The following is a 20643-nucleotide window of genomic DNA, read 5'->3' as shown; positions in this document are numbered from 1 at the left end:
CGCATCTAAGGTCGATCACGTTTTCGCATCGTAATCGATCACCCGGGAACCTAACTTTTTTATCGTTTTAGCGTGTTTCTTCTGCGCTTTCCACTGCCAGGCTATTTTTCCTTAATGATTCTCCCTGAAGCTCCACTCTGTGAGAGTTGTGGATCAGCCGATCCAGGAAGGCATCTGCCGCCGTCGGGTTTTCCATCACTCCGTACCATTGCTCCACCGGCAACTGGCTGATAAGGATCGTGCTGGTTTGCCCATATCGCTCTTCCGTTATTTCCAGCAAGTCATTGCATTGCCGCGTTGTGATAACTTCAAGACCAAGGTCGTCCAAGATAAGAAACTCTATTTTTTGAAGCTGTTTCAGTTGCTTAAGCCAGCTGCCGTCCAGTCGGCCCTGCTCAAGCTGATCCAGCAGCCGACCCATGCGCCAGTATTGAACGCTTCTCTTTTGCCGGCACGCCTGCTCGCCCAGGGCACAACCTACCCAGCTTTTTCCGCTGCCAGTTGGCCCTGTTATCAGGATATTCTTGCTGTGGGTGATGTAATGCCCGTTCAGAAGCTCGCGCATCTGTTCGGCCTTTAACCCTCGGGAGACCGGATAGTACATACCCTCAGGGGTTGCACCGTGGCGCAACCGTGCCTGCTTTCTCAACCGCCCAACACGGCTGTTTTCACGATTCAGTAGCTCTTCTTCGACAAGTAACCCCAGGCGTTCTGCGAACCCCAGCTCATTGTATGTACCAGGTGCCTCACGCTGGCGTATCATGCCATCGGCCATTGCCGACAGCTTCAGCGTTCTAAGTTTGGTTAGCAGGTCATCAGTCATAACGACTCCCTTTTTCAGTGGTAATATTTTGGACCACGCAGATTCTCGTGCTCCAGTGGAAGCTGTAACTCTCTATTTCCTTTAACTGTTTCTCCGATGCCCTCCCTGTTGTGACGCAGCAGATTCTCGATAAAACGCCTTTCCGGATGGTTCAGCCCGCAGGCCTTGTCACAGGCTTTTTCCAGCCGTTCGGCACCGTATTTTTTCTGGAGCGACAGTAGGCCGAGAACAGCCCGATAAGCCTGCTCAGGATGATTCTTCGCGTTTAGCATCGCTTCCACCACCTGCCGGGTCGCCTTGCCGGTTCTCGCGGCATTATCCAGCAGCTTTTCAGGTGTCCAGCTGCTGTGCCCGCGGTGATTGACCGGCATGTGTGCCGGATTCGTGCTGTGGCTGTACTGCCGATCGCTGCGAGGGTGCTGAGCCACGCAGCGGCCCTTATGCCAGACCTGGACCAACGTCTGACCCGCTTTTACCGACAGCCTTTCACCAACCAGCTCATGGGGAACGGAGTACCAGTGGCGGTCGTATTCGACGTGATAGTCAGGAGCGACCTTCACCGCACGGTATTCGGTGTATTCATAGGGCATGGCTGGCAACGGCTGCAGGCACGGCGCATCGAGCAGCGCAAAGCGCTGCGCTCGGCTCTGGCCCCCATAACCTTTCATTGGCCGGTTATTCAGCTCGGTCATCAGCTCACTGAGCCTGACGTTGAGCGCATGCATCGTATGGAAGGTTTCATTGCGTATTCGCGCCAGGAGCCACCTTTCGACCAGCAGGACGCCGTTTTCCACTTTGGCCTTGTCTTTCGGTTTGTAGGGTCTGGCTGGCATCACTACCGTGCTGTAATGCGAGGCCAAAGACTGATAGCTGTCGTTGATGACCGGCTCGTAGCGATCTGCTTTGCTCACCGCGCTACGCAGATTATCGGGTACCAGCAGGGCTGGAACGCCGCCGAGGAAGGTCAGGCAGTGGCTGTTAGCATTCAGCCAGCTCATCATGTCCTGACCGGGGCAGGCTTCTGCATAGGTATAATTTGACGCTCCCATGACAGCGACGAAGATGGCGACCCGGCGCACATTTCCCGTATCGGGGTCGGATACCGGCACCGTGGGCCCGCAGAAGTCGATGAACAGCTTCTCACCGGCACGGTGGGTCTGGCGCATCGAGCGTTTCTGGCATTTCTTCCATTGGCGATAACAACGGCAGAACTGAGAGTAGCCCAGCGCCATTTCTCCGGTTTCGGTGCTGTATTCTATCCACAACAGCTGCCTGGTAACTCCTGGCCGTCTTAGCTCGGTATCGATATACAGCCAGTCTGGCGCGATAAGCTCCGAGGTGCGCATTCTGCGGGTGGGGAACAGCATCTTTTCCAGTTTTTCTGGCAAGAGCGCATCAGGCAATGGCCACGACAGCGATGCGGCGGTAAAACGGGAGAGCACCTCATAAACTGTGGAAGGGCTGACCCTAAGAGCAGCGGCGATGGTGCGATTAGACTGGTTGCACTCAAATTTGAGTTTGAAGATCTGAAGACAAGTCTCCATGGGACTCCTGCTTTTTCTCTTTCTGGCCATCGTTATCTCCATTTCAGTAGAAACTGCGAACGGAGAGGAGGTTAGAAGAGTTAAGTCCCGGAGTGATCGATACGACGCGAATCAGTGATCGACCTTAGATGCGAAATCGTGATCGATTGTCATGCGAATCACTGATCGATCACGATGCGAATATGCAGTATGGGATCGGATCTTTGCCTTAACGACATCACTACCCGCGAAGAAGATTATCGCAGTGCCACGCTTAAACAGTGCCTGACCATTCTGTTGACTCTTGACGGGGACACGCCAAATTATTATCTGGATGATGGCCGTATGCTGGTGATGGAACTTGGCGTGGCCAAAGTGATTGCCACTCGCAGCCCGCTCCGCCTCTGGTGCCGCAATCCGCGCGGCCATCATAGCCGTAGTCTGGTTATTCAGGTGGCACCACGGCGTATTGTTGATGGTGAATTGGCACAGCAGATTGAACGCTTGCTACAGCATGAAGGTATTTACAGTTTTATGGTTCCGCATCACACCCTGACGTTGGCTGATAGCCTGTTTACTCTGTGCGATAGTTGCGTGCCTGGACGTTTGCATATTCATAGCTGCGTGTTGGATCTGTTGGCGCAGGGTCTACGCGCCGTAGAACAGACGCCGTCCTTGATGCCTTACACCGTACCCTGTCGGGATACGGTGCGCATTCTAAAAGTCCGCGACAAACTGCTCGCCCAGTTGGATAACAATCACTGCCTGTGCGATTTGGCGCGTGAAGCCGGGATCTGTAGTGGTCAACTAATATTGGCCACCGCATTAGACTGTATGTAGAACAGTCGCTCAGATTCGTTTGGAGTTAAGCCGCCGTTATACCAGTGAGGCCGGATAGCGCTGTAATACCCCGTGATGTAGCGGATAATCGCGTCCTGGGCTTCGCTGAAGCTGTTGTAACCCTTTGTTGGCACCCATTCTGTCTTCAGGCTGCGGAAGAACCGCTCCATTGGCGCATTATCCCAGCAGTTACCCCGCCGACTCATACTCTGCTTTATCCGGCAGCGCCACAGGGCTTGCCGGTATTGACGGCTGGTATAGTGGCTGCCCTGGTCGCTGTGGAACATGACTCCTGTTGGTTGTCCCCGGAGTTCCCAGGCCATCTGCAACGCTTTAACTGTCAGCGCCGAGTCCGGCGACGTCGACATGGCCCAGCCCACCGGTTTGCGGGCGAACAGATCTAGCACCACCGCAAGGTAAGCCCAGCATTTGCCCGTCCAGATGTAGGTCACATCGCCGCACCAGACCTGATCCGGCGCGGTAACCGCGAACTGGCGGTTGAGATAGTTCGGTATTTCAACGTGTTCATTGCCGCCGCGTTTGTATTTGTGAGCCGGTCGCTGGCAGCTGGCGATACCCAGCTCCTTCATCAGCTTGCCAGCCAGCCAGCGCCCCATTTTGACACCGGAGCTGCCGGTGACGATGGTCGCGATACTTCGAGCGCCGGCAGAGCCGCCGCTGGCGTTCCAGGCTTCCATGACGCGGCTACACTTAACCACGCGCTCACCGTCGGGTTCATTAGCGGAAGCCTGCCAGTGCCTGTAGCTGCTGCGATGTACCTCAAAAGTTTGGCACAACGCCGTGACCGGGTATCGCGCCCTCAGCCTGTCGACTACCGTGAACCGTTGAGTGAGTCCGACATTAAGAGCGCCGTAGCCTTTTTTAGGATTTCGTTCTCCATTTCAAGGCATTGGACTTTTTTCTTCATCTCACGCAGCTCGAGCTGTTCAGGGGTAAGAGGAAGTCCCGTTGGCGTTTTTCCCTGTCGTTCAAGGCGAAGCTTATTGACCCAGCGACTAATGGCAGAATGGCTGACATTAACCGCCTCTGCGCCTTAACGTATGTGTAGCCGTGGTCGACAACCAGCTTTGCGGCTTCGAGCTTAAATTCCGCCGTAAAATGTTTACCCATGAGGTCACCTGTCGTGTTGATGAGGTGAGCATATCACCTCCGCTCAGGTGGCCAGTATCAGTGTGCCACTTCACTCCCATGTAGCCCGCCTGCATGGCATCCAGCCCAGCCTTTTGTTTAAGTGGAAGAAGCAATACCAGGAAGGAAGCCTCACCGCCGTTGCGGCCGGAGAAAAAGTGGTTCCAGCTTCGGCGCTGGCGACTGCCCTCAAGCAGGTCCGGGAGCTACAGCGCCTTCTGGGTAAGAAGACGATGGAAGTTGAGATCCTCAAAGAAGCAGTGGAGTACGGCCAGTCGCGAAAATGGATAGCGCACGCGCCCTTGTTGCCAAAGGACGGGGAATAGCTCTGATCAGCCGCGCCATGAGCGTGTCGCGTGCGCAGCTGTCACTGCGGGTTAACCGTTCTGCCGACTGGCTGGACAGGCGCAGCAACCGGCGTAATGACGAAGCTGATACTGAGATATTATCGGACATCCTCCGTATCATCAGCGACATGCCCAGTTACGGTTACCGCCGAGTGTGGGGTATCCTGCGTAAGCAACGTCGTGCAGAGGGACTTCCACCGGTGAACGCCAAACGGCTTTACAGGATAATGAGCGAGCATAACCTGCTGTTGTTGCATGATAAAACTGAACGTCCGAAGCGGGAGCATAAAGGCAAAATCGCGGTAGCAGAGAGCGATATGCGCTGGTGCTCAGATGGCTTCGAGTTCGGTTGTGACAACGGCGAGAAGCTGCGGGTGACGTTCGCACTGGACTGCTGCGACCGGGAGGCCATAGACCACCTCGTTATACACATCTCTGTTCGTGCCTGAGCGCGCGTAGCGTTTCGGCGGCCGTCATGACTTTCTGCAAGCCTTTCCAGATAGTTTTTGCGCCTGGTTCACCGTCGCCTTTTCGAGCAAGAAAGCCTCCGAGTTGCGCAACTAAGCGCAATACTTCGTTTAGCTTAGGGCGGCCCTTGGGCATACGCTTGTTCATCAGTAGGTAAGCGCCATGAGTCTCGTCGGAATCAAAGAACAACATTGCGTCTAGCTCTGGACAGGTTCGTCCCATACGCATTAAATAGGCGATGCGCCATGCCACGATCATGAACAGCGCCAATGCCCGCTCAATGCGATCCACGGTCGATAACTGTAACGCTTCGACACAGCAGCCGTTCTTCAGCACATTGAAGAACATCTCGATTTCCCATCTAGCCCGATACCAGTCGATCAGCTCCACGATATCTTCTCGTCCTTCAGGTACGCGATTGCTCAGCAACCGCCACTCGACCGGCTTCACGCCTGCTGGCGGCTCAATTTCCTTGGCTATCACACAAGTCACTGCCAACCCGCAACGCAGCGACACTCGCTTCACGCGCAGCGCCTGTTTCACCGTACGCGCCTTCTGCCCCGCGCGAGCCGCCATAACGAATTGGATTTCTCCCACCGGCACGGTCTTTCCAACCTTCTGCCAAAGCTTCTCATTACAGTCCAGACTGCGATTATGAGTCGAGCGGATCAACCAGTCAGCCGGAGTGCCAAGGTCATCAGCGAGCTGCATCAACGCCTTGATATCCGCTTCGCGATCGGCTAAGTACACCAGACGTGTGTTTGGCAACTCCGAGGCGAGTTCAGCAACTCGCTCGTATCCCTCGAGCCAGCGCGTACTCTCCTTGATCCCATAGCGTTTTCCGTCTGCATCCTTCGGCTCTCTTGCCCACATCCACGCATCCAGTACGCCCAACCCCACGCGATCCGGACTGACCGCGTAGGTCGGATGCAGATACAGACCACGCCTGGCTTCGTAGTTCAAGGGACCCAAGCCTTGGATTTGCTGCCCGTTGAAGTCAAGCTCGGTAGTGTCTTGGATACACAGCACAACCTCGTGTTCTCGGATCCTTTCCTGCGTACGCTGCCAGTGAGGTTGCAGAATGTCTCGCCATTCGAATGCTTGGTTCTCCATGAAGCGGTAAGCACCCAGCGTCTCAGACCATCCGAGGCACGCATGCGGAATGCTGGCTTGCGGATTCTCAGCCAGCCGTATCAAAAGCCCTTTGGCACGCTTATTGAGCCTCGTGTCACCAAGATTTACCCCTTCCAGTTCTTGGTGTGCCCAGCCATCTGAATCCCGTGTCATTTTTCAGCGCCGTAAATGGCGATAGTACACGTCGGTTTCTCTTCATTTACAACCCCACTGGCTGCCTATTTCAGCCCGCTAACCCTTGGCATATAAGGCGTTGCGGACTTGTGTATAACGAGGTGGCCATAGACTGGGCAGCGAGCACCAGGGGTTATGACAGTTCAACCGTGCAGGATGTGATGCTGAGGTCGGTGGAAAAACGCTTCGGTAGCGCGCTGCCGGATAAACCAGTGCAATGGCTGACGGATAATGGTTCAGCGTACACAGCGCATGAAACGCGGAAGTTCGCCAGAGAACTGAATCTGGAGCCCTGCACAACAGCAGTGAGCCGTCCACAGAGTAACGGCATGGCAGAACGGTTCGTGAAGACGATGAAGGAAGATTACATCGCCTTCATGCCAAAACCCGATGTGCGAACAGCGCTGAAGAACCTTGCAGCGGCGTTCAATCATTACAATGAAAACCATCCGCACAGTGCGCTGGGATACAACTCCCCAAGAGAATATCGGCGCCAGCGGGCATCGTTAACTTAAGATACAAAAGCTGTCCGGAGATGGTGGGTCAAGATCACTTATCAACCAAAAGACTCAGTAATGTCATCTCTTCCCCGCAATTTCAATATTGAGATTGATTTTCCTGGTAATGCCTTAAAATAGTTGGCTTTTGTGATATTCTGCCGCTATTTGAGGTTTCCACGTGGTTACTGTTTTTGTTCATTGCCCTCGCTGCCATTCAGATAAAGTTTATCGACATGGCCTTAGTCCAACTAAGCGCGAACGCTCCCGGTGTCACTGCTGTCGCCGTGTATTCCAGCTTACCTACCGCTATGAAGCGCGAAAGCCGGGAGTCAAAGAGCAGATCGTTGATATGGCCTTCAACGGTGCCGGTGTTCGCGATACCGCCAGAACGTTGAAAATCGGTATCAATACGGTCATCCGGGCTTTAAAAAGCTCTCGCCCCGCAGGATAACGTCTTCTCCCGTTGCTCACGCCGACGTCGCCCTTATCTGTGAACTTGATGAGCAATGGAGCTTCGTTGGCAGTAAGGCGCTACAGCACTGGCTCTGGTACGCTTACAATACCAAAACGGGCGGTGTTCTGGCCTACACTTTTGGCCCCCGAACCGATGAGACCTGCCGTGAATTGCTGGCTCTGTTGACACCGTTCAACATCGGCATGATTACCAGTGACAACTGGGGCAGCTATGCAAGAGAGGTTCCGAAGCAGAAACATCTGACTGGCAAGATCTTCACGCAACGCATAGAGCGCAATAACCTGACGCTCCGTACCCGCATTAAACGACTGGCGCGTAAAACGATTTGCTTCTCGCGCTCCGTCGAGCTCCACGAAAAAGTCATCGGAGCCTTCATCGAAAAACACATGTTCTACTAATTGGAGTCATTACCAAAACGTGCATAACCCGTACGCCAACGCTCATAAATAATTAAGGTCTAACCATGTTAACGAGGCTTTGTTGAATAAACAGATTTTATGCTACCAGCCCAGTAAAACGATTGTTTCCAGCAACGTAAAATCATGCAGTTAAGCATCATGAGAAAACGGAATGCCTGAGGTGATAAGCATTTTCTACCAAAATGGGCATAGTAAAACAGCACGATTCCCTATTATTCAACAAAGCCTGTTAACGATAATTTCCGGTAATAACCGGAACGGGTATCCCTACGCCTTAAATAAAGTGAGCGATATATTCCAGTGCGGCATTCTTCCGATTGAAACGGAGGGATTAGCAGACTTGGGATCATATCGTTATACACATCTTTCTAACGCACTGTTTAATCAATGAGTTACGGGTTTATCTCAGAGTGGCATTTTGAACCTCAAAAAGCCAATGGGATGGCTTGAATGCCTTAATTCACGGGGTTCTGAGCATCCTGTTCAAAAAATGGCCAAAAGATGTGTATAACGATATGACTTGGGATATGCCAGCCAGAAAGAAGCCTTCCCCTTGGCTGGCCCATTGAGCAAAATATTTTGCCGATTCAAAGTGACGGCCTCGCAAGAATCAACACCTTACGCCGGGGTCACTGTATCGATGACCTCGGAGGATTCAGCAGGTTACGCCAATTTGAGTTCCCCAGAATCGGGGAGCGCAAAATATCGCCAGCACCGTAGCCCCATGCAGGGGGTCACCGTGACCTCTCGCAATACAATCAATGGGTTAGCTTCCGTCAATGTAGGGGGCTTGCGCACAGATAACTTACTGAATATCAAGACGGAATCGGCGTTTGTGCAGACGGCGTGCAAAGAAAAAGGGCCACGTCCGGCCCTTCGAGTCATGCAGTTGCTCACTTGTGAGGAAGCGAACGAATTACACCACAATTCGCGCTTGCAAGCTACCGGCTTCACTAAATGGCATCGGGCTAGTCAGGCTTTGGGTTCGATGCCAAATCTGCGTAACTTTTCTCTGCAAGCCGCTTTGACCCATGCACTGAAATTACCATTCCCAGCTATGGACTCTATTTGCTCAAGTAACCCATCCTCGAAACGGATAATTTTTCTGGTGCTACCCGAACGCTCGTGGTTGGACTTTTTATTTTTTGCTTGCATTGGTGCATACCGCCATGTTAGTTTGTTATTTAATGGTATGCGCCATGCTAAAGGTGGTTATCTTAAAAAGCAACGCCCCGAAGTGTTTACGGCACTACCGGGGCATCTAACCAGTGACGTTAAGGAGTCTAACGCTATGGCTGAGCCGAAGTGTACCCAAACTCGCCCCAAATTTACAGATACCTACTGGATTATCCCCGAATACTCAACTGTGCCCTACGGCAAAGTGTCGTTCACACGCCAAGATCGCCGCACCTTCATCGCCCTGTTCAAAGACAGCCGCCTGATATGGGCTGGTCGTCAACCTGTGAATCGCTTCACTCAGGGTCTTAAAGACCCCAAGTCGCAAAAGGTGGGCGTTAAACGCTCTGCAAATCCCACTATGTCCGCCAAAGGGACGGAGTCACGCTCACAATTCAACCAGTCTCCCGGACTATTAGTCCGCAAGATGTCGCATGAAGGCATAGAGGAAATATCTATTCCTCAAGGTATGGTCAAAATCACCACACCTTCAACCATAACGAACATCGTTACAGTTCCTGCAACCATAACGGAAATCGTTACCGTTCAGGGGGTGGCACATGTCTAACTTCGTTGCCATTCAGAACACTGCCATGCCGGTAGTCGAGTACCAAGGTAAGCGCGTCGTCACATTCGCCATGATTGACAAAGTGCATGGTCGCCCTAAAGGGACGGCAAAGCGGGCATTCAATGTCCATCGGTCACATTTTGTTTGTGACGAAGATTACGTGCTCATTCCTGCATCCCTAAAAAACGTTTTACGTTCTTTTGGGATTTCGGTGCCTAACCGTGGGCTGACTACACTCACCGAGTCCGGGTATTTGATGCTAGTGAAATCATTTCGCGATGATCTTTCTTGGGACGTACAGAAGCAACTGATCAATATCTACTTCCGCCGCAACACCTTAGGCGAACTCCGTCACGTCGAAATACCCAGCCTTGAAGAGTTACGCGAGATGCCAGCGGAGAAAGCACAGCATATTGTCGCCAAGGCTGAAAAGGAATCCTCCTACGGTCACGGTAAGCCCGGTAGTGCTGCCATGACCCTACGCCGCAAGGAATTAAAGCAGATACGTCCGGCAATCAGGACATTAATTGACCTGCATCAGATTTCTATCTGCGATTTGGGCGACTTTGCTAAGAGGGTGTCACATGCGTAACACACCAATCCCTCTCGATACCGCAGCATACCGGGCAAGCGTAGCCTGTTCACTGTACGAAGTCATTCTTGATAAGGCTAATGATGAGAAAGTATCTCCGGTTCTTATCGATTTACTCAGTATAGCGTGTGACCTCAACTGCGAACTTAGCCGCACGTTGGCTGCTGTGATGGAGGACGCCGCATGAGCCGTTATCACGTCGAGAATACCCCGGACGGTATGAAGATATCGCAGCACACCGCCGAGCGCCTGTACGCACATGTAGACCTCGTCCCTTACGCCGATGCCATGACGCGCCTTGATGCCGGGGAGTGGGACGATGACCTCGATTTGGCACTCGCCATCGCCGTGAAGTGGGGTAAATCCGAAAGCCCCTATAGCCACAATGACGCGCTGCTGCTGTGGCGCTGGCTGATTGCCTACGCCTTCGACTATGAGCAACGTGAGGCGAACGGCACCGTTGCCGTTGAGTGGAATCCGGGCGAATTCCGGGAATGTGCGGTTTATCGCGGCGAATATGGCGCGATGAACCTTTATCTGTCCACTGAACGCTTCGCGATGGCTAACAACATTGAGGGGGCGTTGATTAAGAAATACGGCCCTGAACAGTGAACCATGAACGCCATCCGGTTCTATGCAGCAATGAGTGGTGAAAACGGCGGCCTCTCCGAGATGGGGCGCAAGGTGCTATCCGAGTTGCATGATGACTTTATCAAAACGCTGAACGAGTCCGGGATGCCGGAAGCGCCAACCACACACTGAGGGGGAAATATGGCACTGATAACAAAAAACTTCCGCCTTAATGCGCTGGCTAACCAGTATTCGGCGGTGCTGTATGACCATCTGACCACGACCAATGGTGGGGAGCACTTTGTGATTGAAACTGTACCCCCTATTGAAGTTCAGATAGTTGGTGGGGTGAAAGGCGTCCGTGACCTCGTGGATAGCTATTTTCTGGAAGCCTTGCAGCAGAACTACAGGCTATGGGAGGACGCTGCCATACGGTTGTTGGAAAAGTGCGTCACCGAGTGCGGATTTACGGCCTACGGTGCTGAAATCTGGCAGTCGATGGTGGCAGATATGACGTCAACGCTCGGAGGTGGGGTATGACTACTTTTGTCGATGATATCCGCCTCAAGGCAAACGGGCATTGGGAAGCCATCTTGCAGCGCCTCGACATATCGACCAACCCCAAGGAGGGAGAATGTCCCCACTGTGGGGGTAAGACCCGCTATCGTTTTGACGACAAGGAAGGGAGAGGCACTTACTTTTGCTCACACTGTGGTTCAGGAACGGGGCTGGATTTGGTGATGAAAGTGTTCCAGTGCAGCGCTCCTGATGCTGCCAGAAAGGTAGCTGAAGCTATGGCAATGCCGTTGCCGGAGAAGCAGCCCGCCAAAGAGAAGCCTCTGCGCCCGATAGCTGAACGGGTGGCGGCTTTGATGAAAGCTACCCATATGGGCGAGTCCGTCTATCTCAACAATAAGGGGCTGAAAGGCCCCCACACGTTGCTCAAGGATGGTTCGCTGCTGCTGGTACTGCGCACGATGTCAGGCACGGTAACGGGTGCTCAAACCATACGGCCCACTGGAGAGAAGCGCCTGCTCGCGGGTACGAAAAAGAAAGGGGACCTTTATTCCTGTGGGTTATATCCCCGAAACCCCGGATACCGTAGTGATTACCGAGGGCTATGCCACGGCGCTGAGTCTCTATGTGGTGGGGGGTGAGCTGGTACTGGCAGCCATTGATGCGGGGAATCTGCTATCCGTCGCTCAGGCGGTGCGGGAACGCTGGCCTCAAACGTCAATCATTATCGCTGGAGATAACGATGTGACCCCGGAGGGAGAGAACGTGGGGCTTTGTTGAATAAATAGAAAGTTTGGGTAATCATCGGATCAGATCACCATAGTTGTTTCAACATCAGGTCTCCATGGCAAAACAAAATTTTAAAATCACTAACTGGCCCTCCTATAACAATGCCCTCAAGCAGCGCGGTTCTCTAACCGTATGGCTAGATGAATCAGCCATTGCTGCATGGACGGAAAAAACGACTACTGAACGGCGTGGACGACCGCTCCACTACTCAGATATGGCCATCACCACAGTCCTGATGATGAAACGCGTGTTTGGCCTAATGAGATGGTCACCCCCACCCTGTGAGCGGTACGCTGACAGGGTGTTTCTTTATGGAGAAGGCCATCATGCAAAACGTCACGTTTATTGGTATCGATCTCGGCAAACATTCTTTTCACATTCATTGTCAGGATAAATCAGGCAAGGCATTACTGCGGAAAAAGTTTACCCGCACCAAACTCATCGAGTTTCTGGCTACGTGTACACCTACTACCGTTGTAATGGAAGCCTGCGCCGGTGCCCATTTTATGGCTCGTCGGATCAGTGAGCTGGGGCATGAAGTAAAGTTGATCTCTCCGCAGTTTGTCCGCCCTTTTGTCAAGAGCAACAAGAACGATTTCGTTGATGCCGAAGCAATATGCGAAGCCGGATCACGCCCTTCCATGCGGTTTGTGCAGCCAAGAACTGAGGCTCAGCAGGCTATGCGAGCCTTGCATCGCGTCAGGGAGTCGTTGGTCAGAGACAACGTTAAAACGACTAACCAAATGCATGCTTTTTTACTGGAGTTTGGTCTCAGCATGCCGAAAGGTATTGCGGTAATCAAAAGGCTTTCAGCTGTTCTGGCTGATAATGACTTGCCACCTTATCTGGCACAGTTGCTGCTTCGATTACACGATCATTACCAATATTTGGTTGGGCAGATAGCAGAGCTCGAAAGAGAACTTGGGCAGGCACTCTCTCTAAATAGCTGTTCCTAATACCGCTACACTTTTGCCTGTCCATGTTTTCCACTGGGAAACGGGCTGACGGTTTCCATGAAGCGGCGAACCTTGTTCAGTCACTGCCACATTGAACAGCATTGATGATTGCGGGTAATGGTTTCATGCAACGCCTGCCATAACCGCTCTACATGATTTACCCATGGTGAGTACACCGGCTGATAAATAACCCTGAATTTCGGGTTTTCTTCCAGCCAGCGCTGCGTCTCCCGGCTTTTGTGAATAATGTAGTTATCAACTATCAGCGTGAGCGTTTTTGCCCGTCTGTACGTTGCTCTCAGATGCTCTAACATACTGATAAACAAACACGAACTTTTACTGTTTCCTCCAGCATAGCTGACTTTTCCCGTCCCGCTGTGTAATGCACCCGCCAGATAATATTTCTCGTTTTGGCCCGGTGTCACGATGCGTTTCTGCTTCCCGCGAACCTGCCAGTCCGCGCCAATTTTGGGATTCAGATGAATATCCACTTCGTCTTCGTAAAAGACGGGATGTTCCGCGCTGCATTGTTCCAGCGCCATCGCGATGGCCTCCATTTTTTCTTCCTTATGCGGGTCGCGGATACGCAGCGTAGGAGCTGCGCGTCGCCACACCAGACCGGCAGAAGGCAGCCAACGACGCACCGTGGAAGCATGCAACTGGCAACCGGTTATCTCATTGATTTTTATCGCTAGCAGTTCCGTGCTCCAGCGCGAACGCTGATGGCCAAAATCATGAGGGGAACGCTTTACGAGCTGGATTAACAGTGCGCAGATCTGTTCAAACGGCCAGCGACGGCCACGACCGGGCCCGCAGAGATTTGAGGCCTTCAATGCCGTACAGGGTGAGCCAGTTAATCCATCTGCCGATTGACGAACGGGCGCAGCAAAGCATTCTGGCGACATCGCTCACGCGCTCGCCCCGGTGCAACATCAGGATGGCGGTCAGCCTGCGGGCGTGATTCTTGTCACGCGTTTTATGGAGAGTTTTCTTCATCAGGCGTCGTTCGTTACGGGGTATCGGTGCTATGCTCGACATCGCTAAGTCCGGTTGATGATTTGGGAGCTTTATCGATTGATCAGATCGCTCAACTCGGACTGAGTTCCCTTCAGGTGATCTACTATTCGGAACAGTTATTTAGATGAAACTGGCCAGCATTTAATGACCATCCCTGGTGTTGGACCGATAACAGCCAGCGTTTTATCATCACAGTTAGGCGATGGCAAGCAATATGAAAACAGTCGTAATTTTGCCGCTTCCACCGGTCTTGTACCCATATCGTTATACACATCTTTTGGCCATTTTTTGAACAGGATGCTCAGAACCCCGTGAATTAAGGAATTCAAGCCATCCCATTGGCTTTTTGAGGTTCAAAATGCCACTCTGAGATAAACCCGTAACTCATTGATTAAACAGTGCGTTAGAAAGATGTGTATAACGATATGTCTTGTACCCCGCCAATACAGTACTGGAGGGAAGAATACTCTGCTGGGTATTAGCAAGCGTGGAGATAAAAACCTTCGCCGATTGCTTGTTCAATGTGCGCGGGTATTTATCCTAAGAATTGACCATCAATCAGGGAGATTAGCTGATTGGGTAAGGTCTCAGTTGGGCAGGAAACATTCTTGCGTTGTGTGCTGTGCATTAGCAAATAAATTAGCTCGAATAGCTTGGGCAATAACGACACGAAATACCGTGTTTGAACAGTAATGCTGGTCTAACAGTCAGCAATTTAACGAAGTTACCCATCTGGTTTTGCGAAGACTGATTATTGATGACATGAACGGCCTGACGGCCTGATATAAAACCAAAAAATGAAAATGGCTCAATGAAGCCGATGGCCTTTTTAGGAATATCAGGTGCGAAACTCATCGTGGCGCGGGCATCCTTGGCCATAAAGACGCCGGATAGATTTAAGCAAGCCCACCATTAATCAAAGATCAGTGTTGCAAAAATGGGGGTGACCATAGATTCATTGAGGGCTTTACAGGGTTTTGTTGACTCGATTTTTAAACTGATTAAATTGTCGCTGCATTGTCCAGACTATTCGCTGCTCAGCAAGCGAGCAAAGACAGTGAACATCAGCATAAAAACGCCAACCCGTGGTGAAATCTCACATCTGGTCATTGATGGAACCGGCCTGAAGGTCTTTGGCGAAGGCGAATGGAAAGTCCGGCAGCATGGTGCCGACAGACGCAGGGTGTGGCGTAAGCTGCATCTGGCAGTAGACAGTGCGACGCATGAGATTATCTGTGCGGATTTGTCGCTCAGTGGTACGACTGATGCCCAGGCTCTACCGGCACTGATAAACCAGACCCACCGGAAAATCAGAGAGGCATCGGCTGACGGCGCTTACGATACAGGTTACTGCCATGATGCTCTGCTGAGGAAGAAAATAAGGCCGTTTATCCCGCCGCGAAGGGGGGCGCAATATTGGCCGGACCACTACCACGAGCATAACCACGCTGTTGCAAATCAGCGCCTGAGCGGCAGCAATGATACCTGGAAAAAGAAAGTGGGCTATCACCGACGCTCAGTGGCTGAAACGGCCATGTTCCGGTTCAAAACGCTTCTGGGTGGTCATCTAAGTCTGCGTGACTACGATGCTCAGGTGGGTGAAGCCATGGCGATGGTCAAAGCGCTTAACCGGATCACGCTATTAGGAATACCGAACAGTATTCGCATCACGTAACAATCGACCTGGGGCACAGTCGTTACAAGTTCTGATTTATTCAACAAAGCCCCCTGAGCGTGGGAATGGGCTGGCAGACGGCGCGGTAAAAGCCAGATGCCTGTCAATGGCGAGAACAGAATGGCAACAATCCATGAGCTAAGTAATGCCATCAGCACGACTGCAAACAGGGAAAAACAGTACTCTCCGGCACTCGACGCGGCAAAACCGACCGGAATAAAACCGGCGATCATCACCAGCGTGCCGGTCAACATTGGAAATGCGGTTGTCTCAAAGGCATAGGTCGCCGCACGTCGCAGATTGTCACCGGCTTCCAGGCGCGACACCATCGCTTCCACGGTGATCATCGCGTCATCTACCAGTAACCCGAGCGCAATGATCAGTGCGCCCAGCGAGATGCGTTGCAGTCCAATATCCGTCAGCATCATACCGGTAAAGGTCATCGCCAGCACCAGCGGTATGGCAGCCGCTACGACCAGACCCGCGCGTAATCCCAAGGAAACAAACGAAACGGCCAGCACGATCGCTATTGCCTCGATCAGCACCTTGATGAAGCCGTGAACCGTTTGTTCGACCACTGCGGATTGATTAGCAACCTGGGTTAATTCGATACCATAGGGCCACTGCGACTGAATGGCCGTCATGCGCTGTTCAATAGCCTGGCCAAAGCGCAGCATGTTGCCCGTGGGGGCCATCGCAATCGCCAGACCGATCGCGGGTTGTCCATTAACCCGAAATGCCAGTGCCGGAGGTTCAACAGGCTGGCGGCTGAGGGTGGCGATATCGGTAAGGGGAAGGTAACGTCCGCCGATGTTAAGCGTAATATCCCGCAGACTCTCTTCTGAGCGAAATGCGCCACTGACGCGCAGTGCGATATTATCCCGATCTGTGCGCAGTGTTCCTGCAGGGACAACCTTGTTCTGCTCGCTTAGGGCTGCCATCACCTGTTGCAGATCCAGCCCCATACCGGCCAGTTTTTGTGGTGAAAAGGCAATAACGATCTGTTCTTCCTGTTCGCCTATCAGGGGGATTTTGCCGACATCGGGCAGATTCATCAGTGAACGTCGCACGTCCTCAACCCGATCGCGCAATTCATGGGGAGTAAAGCCTTCCGCGGTAAAACCGTAGATTGTGCCAAAGGTGTTATCAAATTCATCATTAACGCTGGGGCCCGAAACGCCTTGTGGCAGTGTGGGGGCGATATCCTGCATTTTTTTGCGCACCTGATACCAGATATCAGGCACTTTTGCTGGCGGTGTATCATCGCGCAGGTTGACGTAGATAAATGACTGTCCGGCACGCGTTTCACTCTCGATATAATCCAGACCTGGAATTTCTTGCAGCTTTTTCTCCAGCGTATCGGTAACCAGATTGACGGTATCCGTCAGTGTCGCACTGGGCCATTGCGCTGCGATAACGGTGGTTTTGATGGTGAAGGCGGGATCTTCATTGCGCGGCAGTTTTTCATAGCTAAAGATACCGGCGGCAATAATCATCAGCATAAAAAACGTCACCGTTTGCTGATGGTTAAGTGCCCAATCAGAGAGATTGAACCCCGTTTTTTTTCGTGCCGGATTCATTGCTGCTTCTCCCCAAGGACCACGGTTTCACCAGCCCGTAACTTACTCACGCCAGCCGTCACCACGTTTTCACCCGGCTCAATGCCCTGTGTGACAAAAATAGACGTAGTGGTGTAACCCCCCAGGGTAATGGGGCGCAGTTGTAGTTGGTTTTTTGGGGTAACAATAAAAATGGCAGCCTTGTCATTAGAGCGGGTCAGTGCGGAAGCGGGAAGGGACATCATCGCCTGTGCCGCCTGAGGCATCTCTGCTCGTACCGTTGCCCCCAGTGTCATAGCAACCGGCGGTTTTTCCAGCAAGATGCGTACGCGCCAGGTACGCGTTTGTGGATCGGCCTGAGGGCTGATATCACGCAATATCCCCGGTGTGGTGAGCGCGGGTGTGCTCAGCAGTGAGACAGTGAATAGGGATTCACCGTGCCCGGCCATTGCCTGAGGATCGGTGACATCGAATACCGCATCGCGCTCATGGCCTGCAGCGAGGGTAAATACCGCTTGCCCTGCGCTCACTATCTGCCCCGCGGAAGCGCTGACGGCGGTGATAACGCCAGCGCACGGTGCAGTGAATTGGGTCCATGCCAGGTTTTCTCGCGCGTTTTTGAGCGTAGCCTCAGCGCTTTTTCTGTGGGATTGCGCAGCTTGCCAATTTGCCGTGGCATTCTCCAATTCAACCCTGGCAATGGCCCCAGAAGGCATTAATGCCAGCGTCGCCAGAAGCTGACCTTTAGTGACAATGTCACCTATTTCTGCCTGTCGACTGAGGATCCGCCCTTCAAGTTGGAACCCGAGCGTGGTTTCATCGTGAGCGCGTATTTCACCAATCCACACGCCCGCAACGGTCGCGGTGGGTGATGGAACGGTGGTATAGCGTACCGCGCGCGGTACGCTGTCTTTTGCCTCTCCATGATCATCACACCCGATAAGAAATGCGGTGTAGTGGTCAACTAATATTGGCCACCGCATTAGACTGTATGTAGAACAGTCGCTCAGATTCGTTTGGAGTTAAGCCGCCGTTATACCAGTGAGGCCGGATAGCGCTGTAATACCCCGTGATGTAGCGGATAATCGCGTCCTGGGCTTCGCTGAAGCTGTTGTAACCCTTTGTCGGCACCCATTCTGTCTTCAGGCTGCGGAAGAACCGCTCCATTGGCGCATTATCCCAGCAGTTACCCCGCCGACTCATACTCTGCTTTATCCGGCAGCGCCACAGGGCTTGCCGGTATTGACGGCTGGTATAGTGGCTGCCCTGGTCGCTGTGGAACATGACTCCTGTTGGTTGTCCCCGGAGTTCCCAGGCCATCTGCAACGCTTTAACTGTCAGCGCCGAGTCCGGCGACGTCGACATGGCCCAGCCCACCGGTTTGCGGGCGAACAGGTCTAGCACCACCGCAAGGTAAGCCCAGCATTTGCCCGTCCAGATGTAGGTCACATCGCCGCACCAGACCTGATCCGGCGCGGTAACCGCGAACTGGCGGTTGAGATAGTTCGGTATTTCAACGTGTTCATTGCCGCCGCGTTTGTATTTGTGAGCCGGTCGCTGGCAGCTGGCGATACCCAGCTCCTTCATCAGCTTGCCAGCCAGCCAGCGCCCCATTTTGACACCGGAGCTGCCGGTGACGATGGTCGCGATACTTCGAGCGCCGGCAGAGCCGCCGCTGGCGTTCCAGGCTTCCATGACGCGACTACACTTAACCACGCGCTCACCGTCGGGTTCATTAGCGGAAGCCTGCCAGTGCCTGTAGCTGCTGCGATGTACCTCAAAAGTTTGGCACAACGCCGTGACCGGGTATCGCGCCCTCAGCCTGTCGACTACCGTGAACCGTTGAGTGAGTCCGACATTAAGAGCGCCGTAGCCTTTTTTAGGATTTCGTTCTCCATTTCAAGGCATTGGACTTTTTTCTTCATCTCACGCAGCTCGAGCTGTTCAGGGGTAAGAGGAAGTCCCGTTGGCGTTTTTCCCTGTCGTTCAAGGCGAAGCTTATTGACCCAGCGACTAATGGCAGAATGGCTGACATTAACCGCCTCTGCGGCCTTAACGTATGTGTAGCCGTGGTCGACAACCAGCTTTGCGGCTTCGAGCTTAAATTCCGCCGTAAAATGTTTACCCATGAGGTCACCTGTCGTGTTGATGAGGTGAGCATATCACCTCCGCTCAGGTGGCCAGTATCAGTGTGCCACTACACTGTTCACAACACAACTGTAAGGCGTGCTCCACGCCGGGCAAAAGCGGGCGGCTTTCATCCACCAGTTCAAAGGTGCGGGCGATAATACGCTTGACCACTTCACTGCGGCTAGGGGTTTTCCAGGGGGCATGCTGATACCACAGGTCAACCACCAGATCGATACGCAAGCCTAACAAGTCGGGCAGGGTATCGCGCACAGAGGTATCCACCCCTAATGCCGCAATCACTTCTACCTCAGCCTGCTCCCATAAAGGTTCTGAATCGATCAGCAAGCCGTCCATATCAAACAAGGCGGCACGAGGCGTGTTGGCTACAGACATTTACGTCTCCTGTCAGGTAAAAAGAGGCCATTTGGCTGAGTTGGCCGCTTCCGAGCCGTTCATTTCAGCGGTATTACTGGCAGGCTACCACAGTTTTCAGTGTCATGGGACGTCGTGTAAGGGTGCCTGCACTGCCTATCAACGGTAATTATGGTTATAATGCAATGGGATATGCCAGCAGATTCTGTTTCGGCGTTGTCAGCCCACTGCCTTGGCGTCGATCGTGCCAGGTGGAGGCTATTTTATCGCGTCATTTATAAGGGGAACTCATGACGTACCAACAGGCGGGTCTTATTGCAATTATAAAACGCATTGCAGGATGGATCCTTTTTATCCCGGCTCTGCTATCAACCTGTATTTCGCTGGCGAACTATGTCTATCAATATGTGCAAAAAAAGCAGGGCATTGATGCGGTACTTCTGGATTTCCTGCACCTGATGATCGAGATGACGCGTTTTAACACGCCGTTTCTTAACCTTTTTTGGTACAACTCGCCGATGCCGGATTTCTCCCGGCCCTTCGCCGCCGCCAGTATCATGTTCTGGATTATCTATCTGCTGATTTTTGTTGGACTGGCGCTGCAAGTGAGCGGCGCGCGCATGTCACGGCAGGCGCGGGCGGTACGTGAGGGCATTGAGGATCAGGTAATTCTGGAGAAAATGAAAGGGAGTGAGGGGCGAACCCGTGGAGAACTTGCGTCACGAGCAGAAGTGCCACACCACACCATTTTCCTGCAATATTTCCCGCTTTATATTATGCCGATCATTACCGCCGTTGCCGGTTATCTGGTTTTGCGCCTGCTGGGTGTTCCGGTGTGACAACTGTTGCCGCCCTTTCGCCATGATGCGCA

The 20643-nt window shown here is 52.8% G+C and carries 16 protein-coding genes and 11 pseudogenes; 17 read left to right on the top strand and 10 right to left on the bottom strand.

Going from position 1 to position 20643, the window contains the following annotated elements; genetic code table 11:
• Window positions 1-67: 67 nt before the first annotated feature.
• Together istB and istA are read right to left on the bottom strand one after the other, a co-directional pair.
• On the bottom strand, window positions 68-823 hold the full coding sequence (istB, locus tag ACWWJF_RS23765) for an IS21-like element helper ATPase IstB (protein WP_455868472.1): 756 nt from the start codon (window positions 821-823) through the stop codon (window positions 68-70).
• 14 nt (window positions 824-837) lie between these two features.
• Window positions 838-2367 (bottom strand): IS21 family transposase, encoded by a 1530-nt coding sequence (istA, locus tag ACWWJF_RS23760; RefSeq protein ID WP_455868471.1) that lies wholly within the window; start codon window positions 2365-2367, stop codon window positions 838-840.
• 189 nt (window positions 2368-2556) lie between these two features.
• Here istA and ACWWJF_RS23755 point away from each other — a divergent pair, with 189 nt between their 5' ends.
• Complete coding sequence (locus ACWWJF_RS23755) at window positions 2557-3186, top strand: hypothetical protein (protein WP_455870738.1); 630 nt, start codon at window positions 2557-2559, stop codon at window positions 3184-3186.
• On the opposite strand, the pseudogene ACWWJF_RS23750 reads toward ACWWJF_RS23755, so the two are convergent.
• Window positions 3150-4317, bottom strand: a pseudogene (locus tag ACWWJF_RS23750) (IS3 family transposase). The gene ACWWJF_RS23755 and the pseudogene ACWWJF_RS23750 sit on opposite strands and share 37 nt — an antisense overlap.
• Before the next feature lie 74 nt (window positions 4318-4391).
• Here ACWWJF_RS23750 and ACWWJF_RS23745 point away from each other — a divergent pair.
• Window positions 4392-5095 (top strand): annotated as a pseudogene (locus ACWWJF_RS23745) (transposase); the annotation flags it as partial.
• A gap of 10 nt (window positions 5096-5105) precedes the next feature.
• On the opposite strand, the gene ACWWJF_RS23740 reads toward ACWWJF_RS23745, so the two are convergent.
• On the bottom strand, window positions 5106-6437 hold the full coding sequence (locus ACWWJF_RS23740) for an IS4 family transposase (protein ID WP_455870737.1): 1332 nt from the start codon (window positions 6435-6437) through the stop codon (window positions 5106-5108).
• Window positions 6438-6562: 125 nt separating this feature from the next.
• On the opposite strand from ACWWJF_RS23740, the pseudogene ACWWJF_RS23735 reads away from it, so the two are divergent.
• The 11 genes and pseudogenes from ACWWJF_RS23735 to ACWWJF_RS23685 all read left to right on the top strand — a co-directional run.
• Window positions 6563-6973, top strand: a pseudogene (locus tag ACWWJF_RS23735) (integrase core domain-containing protein); the annotation flags it as partial.
• A gap of 163 nt (window positions 6974-7136) precedes the next feature.
• A protein-coding gene (locus ACWWJF_RS23730) for an IS1 family transposase (RefSeq protein WP_455870736.1) occupies window positions 7137-7831 on the top strand; the annotation gives its coding sequence in 2 pieces (ribosomal slippage) (window positions 7137-7380 and window positions 7380-7831; 696 coding nt in all).
• A 467-nt stretch (window positions 7832-8298) separates the two neighbouring features.
• A complete protein-coding gene (locus ACWWJF_RS23725; protein WP_455870735.1) occupies window positions 8299-8421 on the top strand; it encodes a hypothetical protein in 123 nt (40 codons plus the stop codon).
• Between the two features lie 221 nt (window positions 8422-8642).
• On the top strand, window positions 8643-9596 hold the full coding sequence (locus ACWWJF_RS23720; protein ID WP_455870734.1) for a hypothetical protein: 954 nt from the start codon (window positions 8643-8645) through the stop codon (window positions 9594-9596).
• Window positions 9589-10188 carry an ORF6N domain-containing protein gene (locus ACWWJF_RS23715; RefSeq protein ID WP_455870733.1) on the top strand — a complete coding sequence of 200 codons (600 nt, stop codon included), beginning with the start codon at window positions 9589-9591 and terminating at the stop codon, window positions 10186-10188. Before ACWWJF_RS23720 ends, ACWWJF_RS23715 begins: the two co-directional genes overlap by 8 nt.
• Window positions 10189-10371: 183 nt before the next feature.
• The gene (locus tag ACWWJF_RS23710) at window positions 10372-10800 is read left to right on the top strand and encodes a hypothetical protein (protein WP_455870732.1); all 429 of its coding nucleotides are present in this window, start codon (window positions 10372-10374) and stop codon (window positions 10798-10800) included.
• Window positions 10801-10965: 165 nt separating this feature from the next.
• Entirely contained in the window at window positions 10966-11298 is a 333-nt protein-coding gene (locus ACWWJF_RS23705) for a hypothetical protein (RefSeq protein WP_455871236.1), read from the top strand.
• Window positions 11295-11915: a primase-helicase zinc-binding domain-containing protein gene (locus tag ACWWJF_RS23700; protein ID WP_455870731.1), complete on the top strand. Its 621-nt coding sequence runs from the start codon at window positions 11295-11297 to the stop codon at window positions 11913-11915. Before ACWWJF_RS23705 ends, ACWWJF_RS23700 begins: the two co-directional genes overlap by 4 nt.
• Complete coding sequence (locus tag ACWWJF_RS23695) at window positions 11830-12054, top strand: toprim domain-containing protein (RefSeq protein ID WP_455870730.1); 225 nt, start codon at window positions 11830-11832, stop codon at window positions 12052-12054. The genes ACWWJF_RS23700 and ACWWJF_RS23695 overlap by 86 nt, the downstream gene beginning before the upstream one ends.
• Before the next feature lie 64 nt (window positions 12055-12118).
• A pseudogene (locus tag ACWWJF_RS23690) lies at window positions 12119-12322 on the top strand (transposase); the annotation flags it as partial.
• A 67-nt stretch (window positions 12323-12389) separates the two neighbouring features.
• Window positions 12390-12998: pseudogene (locus ACWWJF_RS23685) on the top strand (IS110 family RNA-guided transposase); the annotation flags it as partial.
• 26 nt (window positions 12999-13024) lie between these two features.
• On the opposite strand, the pseudogene ACWWJF_RS23680 reads toward ACWWJF_RS23685, so the two are convergent.
• Window positions 13025-14057: pseudogene (locus ACWWJF_RS23680) on the bottom strand (IS630 family transposase).
• A 102-nt stretch (window positions 14058-14159) separates the two neighbouring features.
• On the opposite strand from ACWWJF_RS23680, the pseudogene ACWWJF_RS23675 reads away from it, so the two are divergent.
• Both ACWWJF_RS23675 and ACWWJF_RS23670 read left to right on the top strand, forming a co-directional pair.
• Window positions 14160-14285, top strand: a pseudogene (locus tag ACWWJF_RS23675) (transposase); the annotation flags it as partial.
• Between the two features lie 174 nt (window positions 14286-14459).
• Window positions 14460-14729, top strand: a pseudogene (locus ACWWJF_RS23670) (transposase); the annotation flags it as partial.
• Here ACWWJF_RS23670 and ACWWJF_RS23665 read toward each other — a convergent pair.
• Entirely contained in the window at window positions 14676-14915 is a 240-nt protein-coding gene (locus tag ACWWJF_RS23665; protein ID WP_455868475.1) for a hypothetical protein, read from the bottom strand. The pseudogene ACWWJF_RS23670 and the gene ACWWJF_RS23665 sit on opposite strands and share 54 nt — an antisense overlap.
• A gap of 79 nt (window positions 14916-14994) precedes the next feature.
• Here ACWWJF_RS23665 and ACWWJF_RS23660 point away from each other — a divergent pair.
• Window positions 14995-15711: pseudogene (locus ACWWJF_RS23660) on the top strand (IS5 family transposase); the annotation flags it as partial.
• A gap of 44 nt (window positions 15712-15755) precedes the next feature.
• Here the strand turns inward: ACWWJF_RS23660 and ACWWJF_RS23655 are convergent.
• From ACWWJF_RS23655 to ACWWJF_RS23640, 4 genes and pseudogenes are all read right to left on the bottom strand, one after another.
• A pseudogene (locus tag ACWWJF_RS23655) lies at window positions 15756-17291 on the bottom strand (efflux RND transporter permease subunit); the annotation flags it as partial.
• Complete coding sequence (locus ACWWJF_RS23650; protein ID WP_455870729.1) at window positions 17288-18118, bottom strand: efflux RND transporter periplasmic adaptor subunit; 831 nt, start codon at window positions 18116-18118, stop codon at window positions 17288-17290. The gene ACWWJF_RS23650 and the pseudogene ACWWJF_RS23655, both read right to left, overlap by 4 nt.
• Window positions 18119-18230: 112 nt before the next feature.
• Window positions 18231-19399 (bottom strand): IS3 family transposase gene (locus ACWWJF_RS23645; RefSeq protein WP_455868400.1). Its coding sequence is split into 2 segments (ribosomal slippage): window positions 18231-19144 and window positions 19144-19399, totalling 1170 coding nucleotides; the frame shifts between segments, so codons are not numbered across the junction.
• Window positions 19400-19472: 73 nt separating this feature from the next.
• Window positions 19473-19793: pseudogene (locus tag ACWWJF_RS23640) on the bottom strand (hexitol phosphatase HxpB); the annotation flags it as partial.
• A 269-nt stretch (window positions 19794-20062) separates the two neighbouring features.
• Between ACWWJF_RS23640 and ACWWJF_RS23635 the strand changes: the two are divergent.
• Complete coding sequence (locus tag ACWWJF_RS23635) at window positions 20063-20611, top strand: YniB family protein (protein ID WP_455870728.1); 549 nt, start codon at window positions 20063-20065, stop codon at window positions 20609-20611.
• Window positions 20612-20643 lie beyond the last annotated feature (32 nt).

Source organism: Symbiopectobacterium sp. Eva_TO (assembly GCF_053848865.1).
This window is presented reverse-complemented; position numbering and strand designations above follow the sequence as displayed.